This window comes from Streptomyces sp. NPDC005435 (assembly GCF_040703155.1).
Classification (GTDB): Bacteria; Actinomycetota; Actinomycetes; order Streptomycetales; family Streptomycetaceae; genus Streptomyces.
Window position 1 is genome coordinate 91,272 of the sequence record NZ_JBEXEQ010000009.1, and the last position, 18,520, is coordinate 109,791.

The 18,520-nt window shown below is 73.5% G+C and carries 18 protein-coding genes; 8 read left to right on the forward strand and 10 right to left on the reverse strand.

The window, feature by feature from the left end; all coding sequences use genetic code 11:
• Positions 1 to 109 precede the first annotated feature (109 nt).
• Together AB0898_RS13475 and AB0898_RS13480 are read right to left on the reverse strand one after the other, a co-directional pair.
• The gene (locus tag AB0898_RS13475; protein ID WP_366803040.1) at positions 110 to 1,798 is read right to left on the reverse strand and encodes a DUF885 domain-containing protein; all 1,689 of its coding nucleotides are present in this window, start codon (positions 1,796 to 1,798) and stop codon (positions 110 to 112) included.
• A gap of 48 nt (positions 1,799 to 1,846) precedes the next feature.
• A complete protein-coding gene (locus tag AB0898_RS13480) occupies positions 1,847 to 2,326 on the reverse strand; it encodes an Lrp/AsnC family transcriptional regulator (protein WP_366803041.1) in 480 nt (159 codons plus the stop codon).
• A 60-nt stretch (positions 2,327 to 2,386) separates the two neighbouring features.
• Between AB0898_RS13480 and AB0898_RS13485 the strand changes: the two genes are divergently transcribed.
• The gene (locus AB0898_RS13485; RefSeq protein WP_366803042.1) at positions 2,387 to 3,580 is read left to right on the forward strand and encodes a PLP-dependent transferase; all 1,194 of its coding nucleotides are present in this window, start codon (positions 2,387 to 2,389) and stop codon (positions 3,578 to 3,580) included.
• Between the two features lie 67 nt (positions 3,581 to 3,647).
• Here the strand turns inward: AB0898_RS13485 and AB0898_RS13490 are convergent, their stop codons facing one another.
• On the reverse strand, positions 3,648 to 5,081 hold the full coding sequence (locus tag AB0898_RS13490) for a GNAT family N-acetyltransferase (protein ID WP_366803043.1): 1,434 nt from the start codon (positions 5,079 to 5,081) through the stop codon (positions 3,648 to 3,650).
• Positions 5,082 to 5,323: 242 nt separating this feature from the next.
• Positions 5,324 to 6,154: an alpha/beta hydrolase gene (locus AB0898_RS13495; protein ID WP_366803044.1), complete on the reverse strand. Its 831-nt coding sequence runs from the start codon at positions 6,152 to 6,154 to the stop codon at positions 5,324 to 5,326.
• A gap of 193 nt (positions 6,155 to 6,347) precedes the next feature.
• Between AB0898_RS13495 and AB0898_RS13500 the strand changes: the two genes are divergently transcribed.
• Together AB0898_RS13500 and AB0898_RS13505 are read left to right on the forward strand one after the other, a co-directional pair.
• A complete protein-coding gene (locus AB0898_RS13500; RefSeq protein WP_366803045.1) occupies positions 6,348 to 7,238 on the forward strand; it encodes an RNA polymerase sigma-70 factor in 891 nt (296 codons plus the stop codon).
• A gap of 153 nt (positions 7,239 to 7,391) precedes the next feature.
• Positions 7,392 to 8,150 (forward strand): GntR family transcriptional regulator, encoded by a 759-nt coding sequence (locus AB0898_RS13505; RefSeq protein WP_366803046.1) that lies wholly within the window; start codon positions 7,392 to 7,394, stop codon positions 8,148 to 8,150.
• A gap of 93 nt (positions 8,151 to 8,243) precedes the next feature.
• Here AB0898_RS13505 and AB0898_RS13510 read toward each other — a convergent pair whose 3' ends face one another.
• The 3 genes from AB0898_RS13510 to AB0898_RS13520 all read right to left on the reverse strand — a co-directional run bounded on the left by AB0898_RS13510 (position 8,244) and on the right by AB0898_RS13520 (position 11,344).
• Positions 8,244 to 9,401, reverse strand: a complete 1,158-nt coding sequence (locus AB0898_RS13510; RefSeq protein WP_366803048.1) for an ROK family transcriptional regulator — start codon at positions 9,399 to 9,401, stop codon at positions 8,244 to 8,246.
• Between the two features lie 79 nt (positions 9,402 to 9,480).
• Entirely contained in the window at positions 9,481 to 10,134 is a 654-nt protein-coding gene (locus tag AB0898_RS13515; protein WP_366803049.1) for a response regulator transcription factor, read from the reverse strand.
• Between the two features lie 55 nt (positions 10,135 to 10,189).
• A complete protein-coding gene (locus AB0898_RS13520; RefSeq protein WP_366803050.1) occupies positions 10,190 to 11,344 on the reverse strand; it encodes a histidine kinase in 1,155 nt (384 codons plus the stop codon).
• A 108-nt stretch (positions 11,345 to 11,452) separates the two neighbouring features.
• Between AB0898_RS13520 and AB0898_RS13525 the strand changes: the two genes are divergently transcribed.
• The 3 genes from AB0898_RS13525 to AB0898_RS13535 all read left to right on the forward strand — a co-directional run bounded on the left by AB0898_RS13525 (position 11,453) and on the right by AB0898_RS13535 (position 13,591).
• Positions 11,453 to 12,373, forward strand: a complete 921-nt coding sequence (locus AB0898_RS13525) for an ATP-binding cassette domain-containing protein (protein ID WP_366803051.1) — start codon at positions 11,453 to 11,455, stop codon at positions 12,371 to 12,373.
• A 2-nt stretch (positions 12,374 to 12,375) separates the two neighbouring features.
• On the forward strand, positions 12,376 to 13,086 hold the full coding sequence (locus AB0898_RS13530) for an ABC transporter permease (RefSeq protein WP_366803052.1): 711 nt from the start codon (positions 12,376 to 12,378) through the stop codon (positions 13,084 to 13,086).
• 94 nt (positions 13,087 to 13,180) lie between these two features.
• Positions 13,181 to 13,591 carry a hypothetical protein gene (locus AB0898_RS13535; RefSeq protein ID WP_366803053.1) on the forward strand — a complete coding sequence of 137 codons (411 nt, stop codon included), beginning with the start codon at positions 13,181 to 13,183 and terminating at the stop codon, positions 13,589 to 13,591.
• Between the two features lie 6 nt (positions 13,592 to 13,597).
• Here AB0898_RS13535 and mug read toward each other — a convergent pair whose 3' ends face one another.
• Positions 13,598 to 14,143 carry a G/U mismatch-specific DNA glycosylase gene (mug, locus tag AB0898_RS13540; RefSeq protein WP_366803200.1) on the reverse strand — a complete coding sequence of 182 codons (546 nt, stop codon included), beginning with the start codon at positions 14,141 to 14,143 and terminating at the stop codon, positions 13,598 to 13,600.
• Positions 14,140 to 15,582: an adenylosuccinate lyase gene (purB, locus tag AB0898_RS13545; protein WP_366803054.1), complete on the reverse strand. Its 1,443-nt coding sequence runs from the start codon at positions 15,580 to 15,582 to the stop codon at positions 14,140 to 14,142. Before purB ends, mug begins: the two co-directional genes overlap by 4 nt.
• A 506-nt stretch (positions 15,583 to 16,088) precedes the next feature.
• On the opposite strand from purB, the gene AB0898_RS13550 reads away from it, so the two are divergent.
• Positions 16,089 to 16,652, forward strand: a complete 564-nt coding sequence (locus AB0898_RS13550; protein ID WP_366803055.1) for a hypothetical protein — start codon at positions 16,089 to 16,091, stop codon at positions 16,650 to 16,652.
• A gap of 165 nt (positions 16,653 to 16,817) precedes the next feature.
• On the forward strand, positions 16,818 to 17,621 hold the full coding sequence (locus AB0898_RS13555; RefSeq protein ID WP_366803056.1) for a hypothetical protein: 804 nt from the start codon (positions 16,818 to 16,820) through the stop codon (positions 17,619 to 17,621).
• 34 nt (positions 17,622 to 17,655) lie between these two features.
• Here AB0898_RS13555 and AB0898_RS13560 read toward each other — a convergent pair whose 3' ends face one another.
• On the reverse strand, positions 17,656 to 18,504 hold the full coding sequence (locus AB0898_RS13560; RefSeq protein WP_366803057.1) for an SGNH/GDSL hydrolase family protein: 849 nt from the start codon (positions 18,502 to 18,504) through the stop codon (positions 17,656 to 17,658).
• Between the last annotated feature and the right edge of the window lie 16 nt (positions 18,505 to 18,520).

Sequence of the window (18,520 nt, forward strand, 5' to 3'; positions counted from 1 at the left end):
CCAGCGGGAGGGGGCCGTACGGCCGAGCACGAGGCGTGCCCCTTACGGGCACGAGGCCCGCCCCCTACGGGTGCGACGCCCGCCCCCTACGGGTGCGACGCCCGAGAGGTCAGAGCTGCGACAGCTCGTCCAGCAGGTCGTCCAGCCCGAGCGAGCCCAGCGACAGCGCCGCCATGTGCCACGCCTTCAGGTCGAAGGCGTCGCCGTGCCGCTCCCGCGCCCGTTCCCGGCCGAGCAGCCACATCCGCTCGCCGAGCTTGTAGCCGATCGCCTGGCCCGGCATGGTCAGATAGCGGGTCAGCTCGCTCGCCACGAAGTCCGCCGGACGGCTGCTGTGCGCGCGGAAGAACTCCTCGGCCAGCTCCGGCGTCCACCGCTCACCGGGGTGGAACGGCGAGTCCGCCGGGATCTCCAGCTCCAGATGCATGCCGATGTCGATGATGACCCGCACCGCGCGCATCATCTGCGCGTCCAGATAGCCGAGCCGCTCCTCCGCGTCCGCGAGGTAGCCCAGCTCGTCCATCAGCCGCTCCGCGTACAGCGCCCAGCCCTCGGCGTTGGCGCTCACCATGCCGACGGTGGCCTGGTAGCGCGAGAGGCGGTCCGCCACGTACGCCCACTGCGCCAGCTGGAGATGATGGCCGGGCACGCCCTCGTGGTACCAGGTGGACACCAGGTCGTAGACCGGGAAGCGGGTCGCGCCCATGGTCGGCAGCCAGGTCCGGCCCGGACGGGAGAAGTCCTCCGAGGGCTCGGTGTAGTAGGGGGCCGCAGCGCTGCCGGGCGGGGCGATGCGCGACTCCACCTCCCGTACCGGCTCGGCGAGTTCGAAGTGCGTGCCGTCCAGTTCCGTGATCGCCCGGTCCATCAGGTCCTGGAGCCACTGCCGGGTCTCCTCGACCCCCTCGATGTGCCGGCCGTGCTCGTCCAGGTGCGCGAGCGCCACCCAGGGCGTCGCCGCGCCCGGCAGGATCTTCTCCGCCTCCTCGGCCATCTCGGCACGCAGCCGGTGGAACTCCGCCCAGCCGTAGGCGTACGCCTCGTCCAGGTCGAGGTCGGTGCCGTTGAAGGAGCGGGACATGCGGGCGTAGCGCTCCCGGCCGACCACGTCGGGGGCGCCCTCGACCGCCGGGGCGTACACGTCCCGTACCCAGTCGCGCAGTGCGGCCACCGAGGCGGTCGCCGCGCGGGCCGCCTCGTCCAGCTCGGTGCGCAGCGCGTCGGGTCCGGCGGCGGCGAAGTCCTCGAACCAGCCCCTGCCCTCACCCGTGTCCGCCCACTCGGTGAGCTGCTCGACGAAGGTGGCCGTGGGCCGGGGCGCCGCGAACAGCTTGCGTTCCAGGCCCAGTTCGAGCGAGGCGCGGTAGCCGGCGTAGGCGGCCGGGACGGCGCGCAGCCGCTTTGCGATCGCCGCCCAGTCCTCCTCGGTGTCGGCCGGGGTCACCGTGAAGATGGACCGCACCGAGTGGCCCGGCGTGTGCATGTTGCCGACCGCGCGCAGGTGTTCCTCCGCGTCGTGCATGGCGAGCTGGGCGGTCAGCCGCTCGCGCAGCAGCCGGGCGCAGCGGCGCTCGGCGTCGCTGTCCGCGCCGGGCGTGCGCTCGGCCTCGTCCAGGCGCGCGAGGGTGGTGCGCGCCAGCTCCGCCAGGGCCTCCTGGCCGGCGGGGGAGTAGTCGGGAAGCCTGCCGGAGCTCTCCGCGACACCGAGGTAGGTGCCGGTGACCGGGTCGAGGGCGACCAGGTCGTCGACGTACGCGTCGGCGACCTGACGGGGCAGTGCGCTCTTCGTCTCAGACATGGCGCCCATCCTCGTCTGCACGGTGTGCCCACGTCACCCCGTTTCGGATCACGGCGTGCCGGGCGGCAGCAGCGGGCCGCAGTCCCACTGCTGGAAGATCAACCGCGTCTCCACCCGCGCCACTTCACGCCGCGACGTGAACTCGTCCAGCACCAGCCGCTGAAGATCGGCCATGTCCGCCACGGCCACGTGCACCAGGTAGTCGTCCGGGCCTGTCAGATGGAACACCGTCCGCGACTCCGGCAGCGCGCGCACCCGTTCCACGAAGGGGCCCACCAACTCCCTGCGGTGCGGCCGTACTTGCACCGACAGCAGCGCCTGGAGACCGCGCCCCAGCTTCGCCGGGTCCAGGCGCAGCTCGTGTCCGAGGATCACCCCCGAACGGCGCAGCCGCGCCACCCGGTCCAGACACGTCGAGGGCGCCACGCCGATCTGCGCGGCGAGGTCGCGGTACGTGGTCCGGGCGTCGTTCTGCAGCAGCCGCAGCAGAAGCAGGTCCACCGGGTCCAGTGCGACGGAATCGGCCATGTGCCGAACGTAACACGGCCATCGGACTCCTGAACCCGGCCGGTGTTCACCCTGACGCCCATGGACTCAGCGAGCAACGGCGCTTCTGACAACGCCCCTTCCCGTGCTCTGGCCACCGAGGCCGTGCACGCCGGCCGCGACGACCTCGCCGGCCAGGGCCTGCACTCCCCGCCCATCGACCTGTCCACCACCTATCCGTCGTACGACAGCCGGGGCGAGGCGGCGCGCATCGACGCGTTCGCCGCCGACGGCGCCGAACCGGTGGGGCCGCCGGTCTACGGCCGCCTCGGCAACCCGACCACGGCCCGCTTCGAGACCGCGCTCGCCCGGCTCGAAGGCACCGAGTCCGCCGTGGCGTTCGCCAGCGGCATGGCCGCCCTCAGCGCGGTCCTGCTCGCCCGCTCGGCGGCCGGCCTGCGCCATGTCGTCGCGGTACGGCCGCTGTACGGCTGCAGCGACCATCTGCTGACCGCCGGACTGCTCGGCACCGAGGTCACCTGGACCGACCCGGCGGGCATCGCCGACGCGCTGCGCCCCGACACCGGCCTGGTGATGGTCGAGTCGCCGGCCAACCCCACGCTCGCGGAAACCGACTTGAGGGCCGTCGCCCACTCCTGCGGCTCGGTCCCGCTGCTCGCCGACAACACCTTCGCGACCCCCGTGCTGCAACGCCCCGCCGAACTCGGTGCCCGTCTGGTGCTGCACAGCGCCACCAAGTACCTCGGCGGCCACGGGGACGTGCTCGCCGGGGTGGTGGCCTGCGACGAGGAGTTCGCCGGACAGCTGCGCCGCATCCGCTTCGCGACCGGCGGGGTGCTGCATCCGCTCGCCGGATATCTGCTGCTCAGGGGCCTGGCCACGCTGCCGGTACGGGTACGGGCCGCCTCCGCGAGCGCCGCCGAACTCGCCCGCAGGCTCGCCGCCGACCCGCGGGTGGCCCGCGTCCGCTATCCGCGTCTGGGCGGCGCGATGATCGCCTTCGAGACGCACGGCGACCCGCACGAGGTGATCTCCCGCGTCCGGCTGATCACCCCGGCCGTCAGCCTGGGCAGCGTGGACACCCTCATCCAGCACCCCGCGTCCATCAGCCACCGCATCGTCGACGCCGAGGACCGGCGCGGCGCCGGGGTGAGCGACCGGCTGCTGCGGCTCTCGGTCGGCCTGGAGGACGTGGACGACCTGTGGGCGGATCTGGACGGCGCGCTGGGGACGGCCGCCCGTACGCCGGTGCCGCTGAGCGAGGCGGTGGGGTGAACGCCGTACGGCCCGAACAGCGCTGTATCCAGGCGCTGTTCGGGCCGTACGTTCGTATCGGTTGTGATCAGCCGTGCTCGGCCGCGCCGCCGAGCCGTACCCGCCCGTCCTCCTGCGAGGCCGGCACCGGCACCGGGACCGCGTCCAGCCGGGCCGTGATGACGAGGGTGCCCTCCTCCACCTGGTAGTCCAGCGGGAGTCCGAGACCGCGCATCGCGGCGACCATGCCGGTGTTGGAGGAGCGGGTCACGGCGTAGACGCTCTCGCAGCCCGCCTCGACCGCCATCGCCACCAGGCGGCCGAGGAGTTCGGCGCCGATGCCGCGCCGCTGCCAGTCGTCCTCGACCAGCAGGGCGACCTCGGTCTCGTCGCCGTCCCACAGCAGATGGCCGAGACCGACGACGCGGCCCGAGGTGGTCTGTGCGGCCAGGGTGCGGCCGAAGCGGGGGCTGAGCAGATGGTTGAGGTAGCGGTCCGCGTCGGTGACCGGGCCGTGGTAGCGCAGCGCGAGGGTGGCGGGGGAGCACCGCTCGTGCATCGCGCGGGCGGCCTCCAGGTCCCCGGTGTCCACCCGGCGCACGGTGATGTCGTTGCCCTCCGGCAGGGTGAGCACGTCACGGCCGCGCGGAATGCGCGGGCCCAGCCTGCCGTCCAGCTCGACCAGCGCCCGCGCCCGCGCGAACTCGGTGGGTGTGAACGGCAGATACGGCCGCTCCACGCTCAACACCCCGCCGCCCGGGGCTCGTAGCCGCATCACCGTGTCCTCAAGGACACCCTCGACGGGCACGGCGTCCTTGTCCGCCGGCCGGCCCGGCAGCGAACGCACCGTGCACCGCCCCAGCAACTGCCGCAGCGCGAGCGGCAGTTCGGCGGTGTCGAGGGCCGTGCGGGTGGCCAGGCCGAGGACGCGGGTGGGGGCGTCCACCAGGTCGTGGGCGTCGGCCCGCTCCACCCAGGTGGAGGCGCCGCCCGCCTGGGCCACGGTCCGGGTCAGCTCGGTCGCCGTCAGCGCCTCCGGTGCCCGCAGCAGGAACTCGTCCACGGTGCCGTCGGCCAGCGGGTGCGTCTGGAGGCTCAGGATGTCGACCCGCGCCCCGGCCAGCGCGGTGCACAGCACGGCCAGCGAGCCGGGTTCGTCCCGCACGGTCGTCCGCATCCGCCACAGCGCGCCCGGGCCTTCCACCGCGGTGCCCTCGTCGTCGGACCGCCCGGCCGGCCGCGCCTCGGCGGCGGACCGGGCGCCGGTATCGCCGCCGGGGACCGGGGGTGCGTGTCCGTGCCGTCGGGACCACCAGGTGTGGAACCCCGCGGTCGCGGCCAGTGCGACCGCCGAGGCCACCAGCAGCGCGGGACCGTCGGGGCCGTGCCCGATCAGGTTCGCCACCGCGTCCGCGACGGCGACCGCCGTGAACAGCGCGGCCAGCTCCACGAGATCGCGTCGCCAGTGGTGCACCGGACGCCCGTGCCGGGCGCGCATCGTCTGGGTTGTCTCTGGTGTCATGCGGCCACTGTGACGCAGTGGTGTTGCGTGATCACGAACGCTCTGTGACCGATGGGTAAAGGCTGATTGGGCCGATTTCCTTGCATTTTCCACGATCCTGCCGTGCCGCGACGCCGTGCACGGCGTCCCATCAGCCACGGAACGTGCTCACCCTACAGGCGAGTTGACCCGAACGAGGGGTGCCGCGCTCCGGGGGATGACGCCGGTGCGCGGCACCTACCGAGGGTACGGGACGCCGGCGGTCAGCGGCTGCCGTCCAGCAGGACGCGGGCCACGAGCGCCGGGTCGTCGTTCATCGGGACGTGCCCGCAGCCGGGCAGCCGCACCAGGCGGGCGTGCGGGATCGTCTGCTTCGCGCGCACGCCCTGCCGGCGCAGCAGCAGCCGGTCCCGGGTGCCCCACGCGACCGTGACGGGCGTACCGGGCACGGTGTCGGTGAACCGCACGGTGGCGCCGGTGCGCAGGGTCGCGTCGAAGCCGGTCGCCCCGGCCAGCGCCAGCGTCTCGGCGACCACGGCCTCGGGCGAACGGCGCGCCGGGCGGGCATAGATGGTGCTGGTCAGCGCCGTACGCCCCACCGCGTTGCCCGCCAGCCGCTCCACCAGCGGCAGCGGAAGGCGCTGTGCGATGCCGCGCATGGCGAGCAGCACCGCGAAGGCGTACCGCCGCTCGGCCTCGGTCCAGAACCCGGCCGGGGACAGCGCCGTGACCGAGCGCACCAGCCGGGCGCTGCCCAGCTCCAGGGCGAGCAGCCCGCCCAGCGAGTTGCCGGCCACGTGCGGCCGGTCCAGGCCCAGTTCGCGGAAGAACGCGCCGAGCACGGCGTTCGTCGTCGGCAGGTCGTAGTCCAGCCCGGCCGGCAGCCCCGGGGAGGCGCCGAAGCCCGGCAGGTCCACGGCGACGACCTCGCGCTCGGTGGCCAGGATGTCCGCCACCGGACCCCACGCCTGCCGGTGGTGTCCGATGCCGTGCAGCAGGACCAGCGGCTCACCGCGTCCCACGCGCTCGTAGGAGACGGTCACATCCCCCGTGCCGTGCGGGCCGGTGACCGGGAAGGAGGCGGTGGCGGACATGAAGTGCTCCTCGGGTGGACTGCGGACGGACGCGGTGGACAGCTTGTCAGCAATGGCTACCGGCGGGTAGTACCCGCGCCGGGCGGCGAACGCACCCGCCCCCGGTACCGGACCGGCCGATTCCGTACGGGCCTCGGGGCGTGTCGGGCGATACCGTCTGGACACCGGCGGACGGGTCGGCTGGGATGAGGCGGTGACCACCGACACCGCGACCGACGTCTTCGAAGAGAACCGCCCCCTCCTCATGGGCGTCGCCTACCGGATGCTCGGCCGCGTCGCCGACGCCGAGGACGTGGTCCAGGACGCCTGGCTGCGCTGGGCGGGCGCCGACCGCGGCAAGGTCCGCGAACCGCGCGCCTACCTGGTGCGCGTCACCACCCGCCTCGCCATCGACCGGCTGCGCCAGGTCAAGGCGCGCGACGAGGCGTACGTCGGCCCCTGGCTGCCCGAGCCGTACGTCACCGACTTCGGCGACACGGTCCCCGACACCGCCGACCGCGCCCTGCTCGCCGACTCCGTCTCCCTCGCCGTCCTCGTCGTCCTGGAGTCGCTCTCCCCGCTGGAGCGCGCGGTGTTCGTGCTGCGCGAGGCGTTCGGCTACCCGTACGCCGAGATCGCCGAACTCCTCGACCGCGGCGAGGCGGCGGTACGCCAGCTCGCCGGACGCGCCCGCCGCCATGTCGAGGAGCGGCGCCCGCGCTACGACGTCGACCCCGCCCAGCGCCGCGACCTCACCCGGCGCTTCCTCGCCGCCGCGACCGAGGGCGACCTCGAAGGGCTGATGTCGCTCCTCGCGCCCGAGGCCCGGCTCGTCGGCGACAGCGGCGGCAAGGCGAAGGCACCGGTGCGCGAGCTGCACACCGCCGACAAGGTCGGCCGCTTCCTCGCGGGCGCCGTCGGCAAGGGCGTCGTACCCGGCATGTCGTACGAGTTCATCGAGGTCAACGGCGCGGTCGCGGTGCTCGTCCTGCTCGACGGCAAGCCCGACTCCGTCTTCCAGGTGGACATCGTGGACGGCCTCGTCAGCACGGTCTACATCGTTCGCAACCCGGACAAGCTGCGCTCCCTCGCGAACACCGTGTGAACGCCCGGGTGTCCGGGGCCCGCCGATATGGGCCCTGGAGGGAGGATTGGTCTTGACCAAGGGTCAAGCCCGTTTTATGGTCACTGATAACTGCAACAACCTTTAATAAACAAGGGCGCCAAAACCGCCGGACAACGGCTTGCGGAGGACAGGGTGGGGACCACGCAACTGGAATCGGTGCCGGAACCGAAGTACTGGCATCTCAAGACCGTGCTCACCGAGGCACTCGACTCGGAGTTCTCGGTCGGCGAGATCCTGCCGAACGAACGCGACCTCGCGGCCCGTTACGGCGTCGCCCGCGCCACGCTGCGCCAGGCCCTGGAGCAGCTGGAGCTGGAGGGCCGCCTGCAGCGCCGCCGGGGCGTCGGCACCACCGTCGCGCCGCCGCGCGTGGGCGTCGCCGTCGGCACCTCGCGGCACACCTGGCCGGGGGCCGGGGACGACGCGTGGCAGCCCGTGGACTGTGTACGGTCCGTGCCGCCCGCCTCCGTCGCGGCCGCGCTGGAGACCGGCGGGGAAGAGGTGCACATCGTGCGCCGCTCCCGTACCTCGCACGGACGCAGCGTCGCCACCGAGCTGCTCTACGTCCCGGCGTCCTCGGTGCCCGACCTCACCGCGATCGACGCGCCCTCGGGGCCGTCCCGCGCGCGTGCGGTGCTGCGCGAGCTGCACCGGCTGGAGCTGGACGGGCAGGACCGCGCCGTCGAACTCGGTTCCGCCGGGGCGGACGACGCCCGTCAACTCGACCGGCTGCCGGGCTCCCCGGTCCTGGTCCTGACGACCCGCTTCCACGCGGCGGGCCGCACCGCGGCGCTCTCCGTGGCGACGTACCGCGCGGACACGTGCCGGCTGACCTTCGGGGACTCCCCGGACGTCGAGATACACGACGATCCGGCGCGCCGGGCGTCCTGACATCGGCTTGAACCGACCGCACGCCCCGCCGGCTTGGCGGGGCGTGCGGTGTTTTCCGGGCGGGGCGGCTCGGCGTTCGACGGCCCGGGCGGCTCAGTCGCCCGCCCCCACCGCCCCCTCCACCGCGAACAGTTGCCGTTCCACATGCGCCAGCGCCAGCCGCAGCGCCCCCATGGCGACGACCGCCTCCCCCAGGAGGGAGAGGACGACACCCGGGGGCCGCAGACAGTAGCGGGAGAGCTCCCCGCGCAGGGGGTCCAGGACGCCGTCCAGACCGGCCGCCCAGCCGCCTATGACGACGAGTTCGGGGTCGAGGGCCAGCACCAGCGCGGCCACGTCGTGCACCAGCCGCTGGATGAAGCGCTCCACGGCCGCCTGCGCCGCCCGGTCGCCCTCACGGGCCAGCGCGAACACCTCCGTGACCGCCTGCTCGTCCAGCGGGGGCAGCGGCTCGCCCGTGGTCGACAGCAGTGTCTCCGGGGTGGCCTCGCGGCCCAGCAGATGCAGCGCCCCGATCTCGCCGGCCGCGCCGCCGAACCCCCGGTGCAGCCGCCCGCCGATCAGCGCGCCCGCGCCCGGGCTGAGTCCGGCCAGCACGAACACCACGTCGTCGCTCTTCGCCGCCGCGCCCTTCCAGCGCTCGGCGACGACGGCCGCGTTGGCGTCGTTCTCCACCAGCACCGGGCACTTGAAGGAACGGCTCAGCCGGTCACCGAGCCGCAGCCCGGTCCAGCCGGGCAGCGCCGTACCCAGGCGAACCGTTCCGTCGGCCTCCACGATGCCCGGCGTGCCCACCCCGACCGCGCGCAGCGAGCCACGGGCGACCCCGGCCCGGCGCAGCAGCTCGGCGACCGTGCCGCGCAGCCGCTCCAGGCGCTCGTCGGCCGGCGCCTTCTCGTCGACGGGTCTGGTCTGGGTGCCGAGCACCCGCCCGTCCAGGTCGGACAGGGTCGCCACCACCCGGTGCGCCCCTATCTCCAGGCCCAGCAGATGCCCCGCCTCGGCCCGGAACCGGAACCGCCGCGCCGGGCGCCCCTGCCGCCGGGCCGTGCCCTCCTCGGCCGCCGTCTCCACCACGAGCCCCGCCTCGGCCAGCCCCTCCACGACCCCCTCCACGGTGGGCCGGGACAGCCCGGTCACCCGGGTGATCTCGGTGAGCGTCGCACACTCCGCATCGCGCAGCGCGCGCAGCACCACCGCGGAGTTGATCCTCCGCAGCAGCGAGGGATCGCCACCGGTCAGCTGCCCCACGGTCCGTCCTCCCAGCTCGCGGGCGTCGTGGGGCGGATCGTACTCGGGCCCGCCGGTCCCGGCGAGGGGCGGGCGGGGGTCAGCCCGGCGCGACGAACCCCGACTCGTACGCGGCGATGACCGCCTGGGTGCGGTCGCGCGCCCCGAGCTTGGCCAGCACCGCGCTCACATGCGACTTCACCGTCTCGGCGCCGACCACCAGCCGGGCGGCGATCTCCGCGTTCGTCAGACCCCGCGCCATCAGCCGCAGCACCTCCGCCTCCCGCTCGGTCAGCCGGGCCGCCGACAGGGGAGCGGAGGCCGACCGCTCACCGCCGAAACGGGCGGCCAACTGCCGTACGGACGCCGGGAACAGCAGCGAGTCGCCCGCCGCCACCAGCCGTATCGCGTGCGCGATCTCCTCCGGGCGGGCCCGCTTCAGCAGGAAGCCGTCCGCGCCCGCGCGCAGCGCCTCGTACACGTACTCGTCCTCCTCGAAGGTCGTCACCACGACGATCTTGGGCGGATCGGGCACCGTGCGCAGCACCGCGCGCGTGGCCTCGATGCCGTCCAGAAGGGGCATCCGCACGTCCATCGCCACGACGTCCGGGCGGAGTTGGCGCACCAGCGGGATGACGGCCGCTCCGTCGGCGGCCTCGCCGACCACCTCGATGTCGGGCTGGGCGTCGAGCACGGCCCGCAGACCGGCGCGGACCAGGGGTTCGTCGTCGACGAGCAGTACGGTGACGGGCATCCGGCCAGCGTAGATCAGTACGGACCGCCGTCGTCACCGCCGCCGTCAATAGACCTCAGCCGAGCGGGAGTTCCGCCCGCACCCGCCACTCCTCCTTGTCCGGACCGGTCAGGGCGCTGCCGCCGAGCAGCGCCGCCCGCTCGCGGATGCCGCGCAGTCCGCTGCCGCCACGGCTCTCGGCGAGTCCGGCCGGGAGCGGATTGCGTATCTCCAGCGTGAGCCGTGGCCCGGCCACGGTCACCCGTACCCGCACGGGGACCGGGCCCGCGTGCCGCAGGACGTTGGTCAGCGCCTCCTGGAGGATGCGGTAGCCCTCGCGGGACACCGGCCCTGGCACGGCCTCCACCGGGCCCGTCACCTCGGAGTCCACCTTGGCGCCCGAGGCCCGCGCCGACTCCAGCAGCCGTCCCGCGTCCGCCAGCGTGGGCCGCGCGCCCACCGGCCGTTCCCTCTCGCGCAGCACCCCGAGCACCCGCTCCAGGTCTTCGAGGGCGGCCCGGCCGGTCTCCTCGATGGCGGTCAGCGCGCGCCCGGTGAACTCCGCGTCGCCCGCCGCCCGCGCGGCACCCGCCTGGATCACGGCCACGGTCAGCGCGTGCCCGATCGAGTCGTGCAACTCCCGTGCGATCCGGGTCCGTTCGAGCAGCAGCTCGGTGCGCTCCTCCAGCGCGGCCAGGCGTTCGGCGGCCGAAGGACCGAGCAACCGCCGTGCGCACGCCGTGATGAGAGCGCCGAGCCCGACCACCGCACCGTACAGGGCGAGCAGCGGAAGCGGGGCCAGCAGCGCGAACGCCGGGTGGGGTGGCAGCCGGTCCAGCAGAGGGACGTTCGAAGAGGGCTTCCCCCAGGCGTACTTGGCGAGGTCGAAGGTGAGCGTCGGCAGCCACACACAGGCGAACGCCGCGGCCATCCCGAGGACCATACGGACCTCCAGCCACAGCACGGTGCGCCACCGGTCCCGCCAGGAGGCCGCCGGGACCGCGGAGATGCCCGGCTCCTTCTCGCCGGGCGTCAGCAGCAGCCGCGCCTGCACGCCCTCGCCCATCCGCACCCCGGCCACGAGACCGGCCGGCGCGATCAGGACCGCGGGCATCCAGGGCGTACGGAAGTCGATGAAGAGCCAGACGCTGACGATCAGCACCGGCACCCACAGATGCAGCAGGCGGGTGTACGTCGTCCCGCGCAGCAGCGGGCGCAGGAAGCGGACCATGGAGCCATCGTCGCAGGCCGCGACGGTGACGGACCTCCCCCGTGCGGGGGAGGCGATCCCCACGCCAGGGGGAGGCGCGGGCGCGCGCATCCGGCGAGGCTCGTCGCCATGACCAGCATCGAACTGCGCGACCTCACCAAGGAGTACGGCGGCAGACGCGCCGTCGACGGCCTGACCCTCACCGTCCGCCCCGGCCGCGTCACCGGCTTCCTCGGCCCCAACGGCGCGGGCAAGTCCACCACCATGCGGCTCGTCCTCGGCCTCGACCGGCCCACCTCCGGCACCGCCACCCTCGACGGCACTCCCTACGCCCAACTCACCGATCCGCTCAGGCGGGTGGGCTCCCTGCTGGACGCCCGCGCGGCCCACGGCTCCCGTACCGCCCACGACCACCTCAGGGTGCTGGCGGCGGCCGGCCGCATCCCCCTGGCACGGGTCGGCACCGTCCTGGAGCGGACCGGGCTCGCCTCCGTGGCCCGGCGCCGGGTGCGGACCTTCTCCCTCGGCATGCGCCAGCGGCTCGGCATCGCCGCCGCACTGCTCGGCGACCCTGAGGTCATCCTGCTCGACGAACCCGCCAACGGCCTCGACCCCGAGGGCATCGTCTGGGTCCGCTCGCTGCTGCGCGAACTGGCCGCCGAGGGGCGTACGGTCCTGGTGTCCAGCCATCTCATGGGCGAGACGGCCGCGTTCGCGGACCAGCTGGTGATCCTCGGCCGGGGCCGGCTCCTTGCGGACACCCCGGTACGGGAGTTCATCGACGCCCGGGTCCGCCCCCGGGTACGGGTGCGCGCGGCCGACACCGACGCCCTCGGCGCGCTGCTCCTGCGGCACGGCCACGAGGCCGAGCGGGACGCGGACGGCGCGTGGACCGTACGGGACGCCCGGGCCAAGGAGTTGGGGCGGCTGATGTCCGAGGCGGGGCTGCCCGTCCTCGAACTCGCCGCCCAGGAAGCCAGCTTGGAAGAGGCGTACCTCGACCTCACGGTCGCCGAGGCCGAGTTCACCGCACAGCCCCAGGAGGTCTGACCATGCCGTTCGTCCCCGTCCTGCACGCCGAGTGGCTCAAGATCCGCACCCTGCGGTCGCTGGTCGGCGCCCTGGCCGCCATCCTCCTTGTCACCGTGGGCTTTTCGGCGGTCGCGGCGGCCGACCCCGATCACTCCGACGCGCTGTTCTCGGCGTTCTTCGGCGTCAGCCTCGGCCAGATCGCGGCGGTTTCCTTCGGCGCCATGGCGGTGGCGGGGGAGTACCGGGGCGGTGCGCTGCGGCTGACGCTGGCCGCCGTACCGGACCGCACGCGCTGGTTCGCCGCCAAGGCCACCGCCGTCGCGCTGCCGGTGCTCGCGGCCGGCCTGCTCACCGGACTGCTGACCCTCGCGCTGGGCCGAGTCACCCTCGGTGCGGACGCGCCCACTTGGGGCGAGGGGCTGCGTGGCGCCGTCGGCTGCGCGCTGTACCTCACGCTGATGGCGCTCCTGGCCGCCGGACTCGCGGCCGTCCTGCGCAGCGGCGTCACCACGCTCGCCCTGCTGATCCCCTTCCTGCTGATCGTGTCCTTCGTCATCGGGGACCTCTCGGCCGGCGCCGCCGACTACCTCCCCGACCGGGCCGGCCAGATCGCCCTGCACAGCACCTGGGACGGCGCCCTCGGCCCCTGGTCGGGGCTCGCGGTCACCGCGCTGTGGACGGCGGCGGCCCTTCTCGCGGGGGCGTGGTGCGTGCGGCGACGGGACGCCTGAGCGACCGGTATCCGTCCGGAACCGGCACCCGTCCGGAACCGGCGCCTCCGCTGACACCCCGCCAATTGTCAGTGCCCCCCGCTTTACTGGATCCATGGACGTCGTCGCACGGCATCTCGCCGCCATCGACCGGCTCCGCGCCCCGGACCTGCCGGAGGGCGGGGCCGGGTACCGCACCGTGGTTCTGGAGACCGGCCGGGGGACCGGGCCGGAGACGCGGGAGCGTGTCGCCGGGGATCTCCACGCGCTGCGGGAGGCGATAGCCGCCCGGCTCGACGAGCGGTGGGGCGGCGGGCCCGCCTGGGGGCTGCTCACCCTCCGGGTCCGGCTCGCGCGGGGCGAGTCCATACCCGAGCCCTGGGCCACCCTCTGTCTGCGCACCGATGAACTGGACGTGTGGCAGGTGGGGGAGCGCGGGATGTGGGTGGCGGTGGGGGTCGCCGACCGGGACGCGGAGGACGAGGCCGAGCTGCTGGCGACGGTGACGTGGACGCCTCCGCCGTAGCGCGTGCTACGCCTCGGCCGCCGCCTCCCGCAGCCGCGCGAACTCCTGAGCCATCGTCTCCAGGGTCCAATGGGCGTTCAGGCCACTCGGGTTGGGCAGCGCCCAGATCCGGGTGTTCCCGATGGTCCGTTCCTGCGGGCCGATTTGGGCGCCGCGGTCCGCGAAGGCCGAGCGGTAGGCCGTCACGCCGACCACGGCCAGCCAGCGCGGCGCGTACCGCTCGACCTTGGCGGCCAGCAGCCGGCCGCCCTCGCGGTACTCCTCGGGCTCCAGCTCGTCGGCGCGGGCGGTGGCACGGGCCACGACGTTGGTGATGCCGAGGCCGTAGGAGAGCAGGTCGCGCTCCTCGGCGGGCCTGAGCTGCCGGGGGGTGAAGCCCGAGCGGTGGAGGACGGGCCAGAAGCGGTTGCCGGGGCGGGCGAAGTGGTGGCCCGTCGCGGCGGACATCAGACCGGGGTTGATGCCGCAGAACAGCACGTGGAGGCCGTCCGCGATGACATCGGGGACGAGACGGTCGCGGGCGGCCTCCAGTTCCGCCTGGGTGAGGCTCAGAGGATCGCCCCGGGGGTGTAGCGGGCGGCCTCCGGGTGCTTGGCGGCGATCTCGTCGATGCGGCGGACCAGGACGCCGACCTGGTCGGCGGCGGCACCGGTGAAGGACAGCTTGTCGGCCATCAGGGCCGCGAGCTGCTCGCGGCCCAGCGGCAGGCGCTCGTCGGCGGCGAGCTTGTCCAGCAGGTCGTTGCGGTCGGCGCCCTGCTCCCGCATGGCGAGCGCGGTGGCCACCGCGTTCTCCTTGATCGCCTCGTGGGCGACCTCGCGGCCGACCCCGGCCCGCACCGCGGCCATGAGCACCTTGGTGGTGGCCAGGAACGGCAGGTAGCGGTCCAGCTCGCGGGCGACGACCGCCGGGAAGGCGCCGAACTCGTCGAGCACGGTCAGGAACGTCTCCAGGAGGCCGTCCAGCGCGAAGAACGCGTCCGGCAGCGCGACCCGGCGCACCACCGAGCAGGACACGTCGCCCTCGTTCCACTGGTCGCCCGCCAGCTCGCCGGTCATCGAGGCGTAGCCGCGCAGGATCACCATCAGGCCGTTGACGCGCTCGCAGGAGCGGGTGTTCATCTTGTGCGGCATCGCGGAGGAGCCGACCTGGCCCGGCTTGAAGCCCTCGGTGACCAGCTCGTGCCCGGCCATCAGCCGGATCGTCTTCGCGACCGAGGACGGCGCCGCCGCCAGCTGCACCAGCGTGGTGACGACCTCGTAGTCCAGCGAGCGCGGATAGACCTGGCCGACCGAGGTGAACGCCCGCGAGAAGCCCAGGTGGGCGGCGGTCCGCTGCTCCAGCTCGGCCAGCTTGGCGGTGTCCCCGCCGAGCAGGTCCAGCATGTCCTGGGCGGTGCCGACCGGGCCCTTGACGCCGCGCAGCGGGTAACGGCCGAGCAGCTCCTCGACGCGCTCGTACGCCACCAGCAGCTCGTCGGCCGCCGTCGCGAAGCGCTTGCCGAGGGTGGTGGCCTGGGCGGCCACGTTGTGCGAGCGGCCGGCCATGACCAGCTCGCCGTACTCCGCCGCGAGCTTGCCCAGCCGGGCGAGGACGGCCACCGCGCGGTCGCGCATCAGCTCAAGGGAGACGCGGATCTGGAGCTGCTCGACGTTCTCCGTCAGGTCGCGCGAGGTCATGCCCTTGTGCACGTGCTCGTGTCCGGCGAGGGCGTTGAACTCCTCGATCCGGGCCTTCACATCGTGCCGGGTGACCTTCTCGCGCTCGGCGATCGAGTTCAGGTCCACGGTGTCGAGCACACGCTCGTAGTCGGCGATCGCCTCGTCGGGCACCTCGATGCCGAGGTCCTTCTGCGCCCGCAGCACGGCGAGCCAGAGCTGCCGCTCCATCCTCACCTTCTGCTCGGGCGACCAGAGCGAGGCGAGCTCGGTGGAGGCGTAGCGTCCGGCGAGGACGTTCGGGATGCGGGGCTTGGCGGGCGCTGAAGTCACGTGCACCGAGTTTACTGGCAATTCGTGCAGGCCAGCGCCTCGGGGTTGTTCGGAGGAAGCTACAAGGGCGCCGTGGCTCGCCAGGGGGGTGCCGTCCTGGACGGCCGTCCAGCTTCTCATGGACCTCGCGTCCCGGCTTCGGCAAGGCACCGGCAACGCACCGGCAAGGCGCCGGCAGCGCCACCGAACCGGAGCGCGGGTTCCCGTGCTCACTCATCCGCGTGAACCAGCCCCGTGGGCTCCCGGCGCGTGGCCCTGCCGTACGGGACACTCCTGACGGACCGATCGAGTCGGGACGGCCAAGAGCCTCACGCCTCCCCCGACCGCCCACGATCTCCCCACCGCAGGAGGGAACGGTGCGAGTGCGTCATGCCGGACAGGCGGCCGCAGCCGCCACGGCAGCGTTTGTCGCCCTCACCGGAGCGGCTCCCGCGCCCCTCCCGGACCATCGCGAGACGAACGGGTTCGGCTACTTCGCTTACGAACCGGCGGGGACGACCAGGCCCGTGAGGTATTTCTCCGACCGGCCCCTGGCGACGGACAGGGTCACGCCTGTCGCCGAGCTGCCGGAAGCGGTCCGGCGGCTGCTGAACGGCGAGCACGCGGCCACGCGCTCGGCGGCTCCCACGCCCACGGGGTACAAGCTCCGTCGCGGAGCGAAGACCACGGACTACATCTGCAGATCCAGTGATGTCTTCGCGATCGAGGCCAGTTGCGGTCCCAGCGAGTGCCGGCCGGTTCAGCAGGTCAAGCTCGGCATCAAGGAGTACGTCCGGGGCAGGACCTCGAAGAAGTGGGAGATCACGTTCCGCGCAAGCCCCTGGAGCGGTTCCTCGCACTTCGCAATGGACTACCGCTACCAGTGCGGGGTCAACATCAAGGGTGCGCGTGACGAGACCTGCGTGAGCCGGCGGAAGGACGCCGCGGACGGCGCTGCTTCGGGGGTCGCGGTCGACAAGCAGAAGATCGTGAAGGCCTTCGGCAACACCGCGGTGGTCACGAAGTTCCCGATGGTCAATCTGCTGGTCGACTTCGCTGACGGGTCCCACGCCACGGGCGACGGCAGTTGACCCCCGAGCCGCGGAGACGCCGTGATGAACTGGAGCGAGCTCAAAGAGCTGCTCGACGGGACACCCACGCCCGCTGTGGAGGGGCGGCACACCTCGGTCCAGCCGCGACGCCAGGACCTTCGAGGGTGGCCGCCTGCCAGCCCCGTCCGCCTCGGGACGCGTTTCGTGTACCGGCCGCCGGGCGACTGGCTCCTGGAACACGACACCGGTGACGTCTCGGTCGAGTTCGCGGAGCCCGGCGGGGAATCCTCACCCGAGGCCGTTCGCGCCGACCGGCTCGAGTTCACCGACGACTTCCCCTGGGACCTCGCTCCGCTGCCTCACCGGCTCATCGACTGCGCGGGTCTGGACTCTCTCGCCGGGGCCACCGCCATCGCGGGGCCGACCCGCGTCGTACACGACGGCCGGGACGCCTGGGATGTCACACTCGGCACCCGGGCGCCGGCCCCTCCCCTGAGGCTGGTCGTGGACGCGGCCCTCGGCATCATCCTCCTGGCCGAAGTGGCGGAGGCCGGCTACCGCGAGGAGCTGTCCGGCCTGTCGTTCCCCGGCGAGGTTCCGGACAGCCGGTTCCAGCTCACCCATGCCGCCGAGTCGGCGAAGCGGGCCCGCGAGGACGCGCGCGAACGGGCCGCCACGTACTACCGGCACCATCCGCTGCCCCTGCCCGGCTGGTGGCCCGGCGGGACCGCACACTTCGAACCCGTCCTGTTCGAGGGTGACCTCGGCACCGGCGTCCTCGCGATCGACCTGTACGACGACGACGCGCCCGAGAGCACCCCGAGCATGGCGGTCCTCATCCGCCGGCCGCTGAATTCCCCGCCCTTCGAACCCGGGTGGGTTTCCGACCCCTCGGCCTACGTGCACCACTGGGCGGACGCCCGATGGTCGTGGACGGTGGCGCTCTGGGGGCGCGCTCTCACCGAGGCGGAGTTCTCGCGTGTCGTCGCCTCCATGCCGGCGGAGTGACGGACGGCGCGGGGGAGCCGGGCTGGACCGCTGCTCAGAGTTCCACCTGGCGCCAGCCCGTCACCGGGCCCGGCTCCATGTGGTCCGCGGGGGTGATCCAGAAGGGCTTGCCGAGTTCGGCGCTGAACTGGGCGCCCGTCCGGCCGTCGCCCGAGGAGCGGCCGGTCAGGCGGCGGCCTATCCAGGGCAGCAGATACGTCCGCGCGAAGCGGGCGTCCTCCACGCGGCGGTCCAGCCAGCCCGGCAGCGGGGTGGGCGGGACCGGGGTGTGCCACTCGGTGTCCTCGGGCTCGTAGCCGAGCGACTGCCACACCGCCTCCGCGACCCGGCGGTGGCCCTCGTGGGTCAGGTGGAGCCGGTCCACGTCCCACAGGCGGGGGTCGGCCAGCGAGGGCGCGCTGTACAGGTCGACGACGACCGCGCCGTGCTTCTCCGCCAGCCCGTCCACGCAGTCGAACAGCTCCTCCATGCGCGGCCGGAACCGTTCGAGCACCGGGCCCTGCCGGCCGGGGCTGCGCATCAGCACGAGCTGCCCGCAGTGCGGCGCCAGCCGCTCGACCGCCTCGGTGAGCAGGCCCTTGACCCGGCCCATGTCGCACTTGGGCCGCAGGGTGTCGTTCAGGCCGCCGACCAGCGTGACCACGTCCGGCCGCATCGCCGCCGCGACGTCCACCTGCTCGTCGACGATTTGCCCGATCAGCTTCCCCCGCACCGCGAGGTTGGCGTACCGGAAGCCGGGCGTACGCGCCGCCATCCGCGTGGCGAGCAGGTCGGCCCAGCCCCGGTAGGAACCGTCGGGCAACCGGTCCGACATCCCCTCGGTGAAGGAGTCGCCGAGGGCGACGAGGCTGGCGTGGGCGGGAGGCGTGGAGTTCGTGTGCATGGCGACAGAGATGGTA

Coding starts and splice junctions, on each gene's coding strand:
- AB0898_RS13485 (WP_366803042.1), top strand. CDS start 2,387: ATGGACTCAGCGAGCAACGGCGCTTCTGACAACGCCCCTTCCCGTGCT.
- AB0898_RS13515 (WP_366803049.1), bottom strand. CDS start 10,134: ATGCCCGTCACCGTACTGCTCGTCGACGACGAACCCCTGGTCCGCGCC.
- AB0898_RS13560 (WP_366803057.1), bottom strand. CDS start 18,504: ATGCACACGAACTCCACGCCTCCCGCCCACGCCAGCCTCGTCGCCCTC.
- AB0898_RS13490 (WP_366803043.1), bottom strand. CDS start 5,081: ATGACACCAGAGACAACCCAGACGATGCGCGCCCGGCACGGGCGTCCG.
- AB0898_RS13480 (WP_366803041.1), bottom strand. CDS start 2,326: ATGGCCGATTCCGTCGCACTGGACCCGGTGGACCTGCTTCTGCTGCGG.
- AB0898_RS13495 (WP_366803044.1), bottom strand. CDS start 6,154: ATGTCCGCCACCGCCTCCTTCCCGGTCACCGGCCCGCACGGCACGGGG.
- AB0898_RS13475 (WP_366803040.1), bottom strand. CDS start 1,798: ATGTCTGAGACGAAGAGCGCACTGCCCCGTCAGGTCGCCGACGCGTAC.
- AB0898_RS13520 (WP_366803050.1), bottom strand. CDS start 11,344: ATGGTCCGCTTCCTGCGCCCGCTGCTGCGCGGGACGACGTACACCCGC.
- AB0898_RS13525 (WP_366803051.1), top strand. CDS start 11,453: ATGACCAGCATCGAACTGCGCGACCTCACCAAGGAGTACGGCGGCAGA.
- AB0898_RS13535 (WP_366803053.1), top strand. CDS start 13,181: ATGGACGTCGTCGCACGGCATCTCGCCGCCATCGACCGGCTCCGCGCC.
- AB0898_RS13530 (WP_366803052.1), top strand. CDS start 12,376: ATGCCGTTCGTCCCCGTCCTGCACGCCGAGTGGCTCAAGATCCGCACC.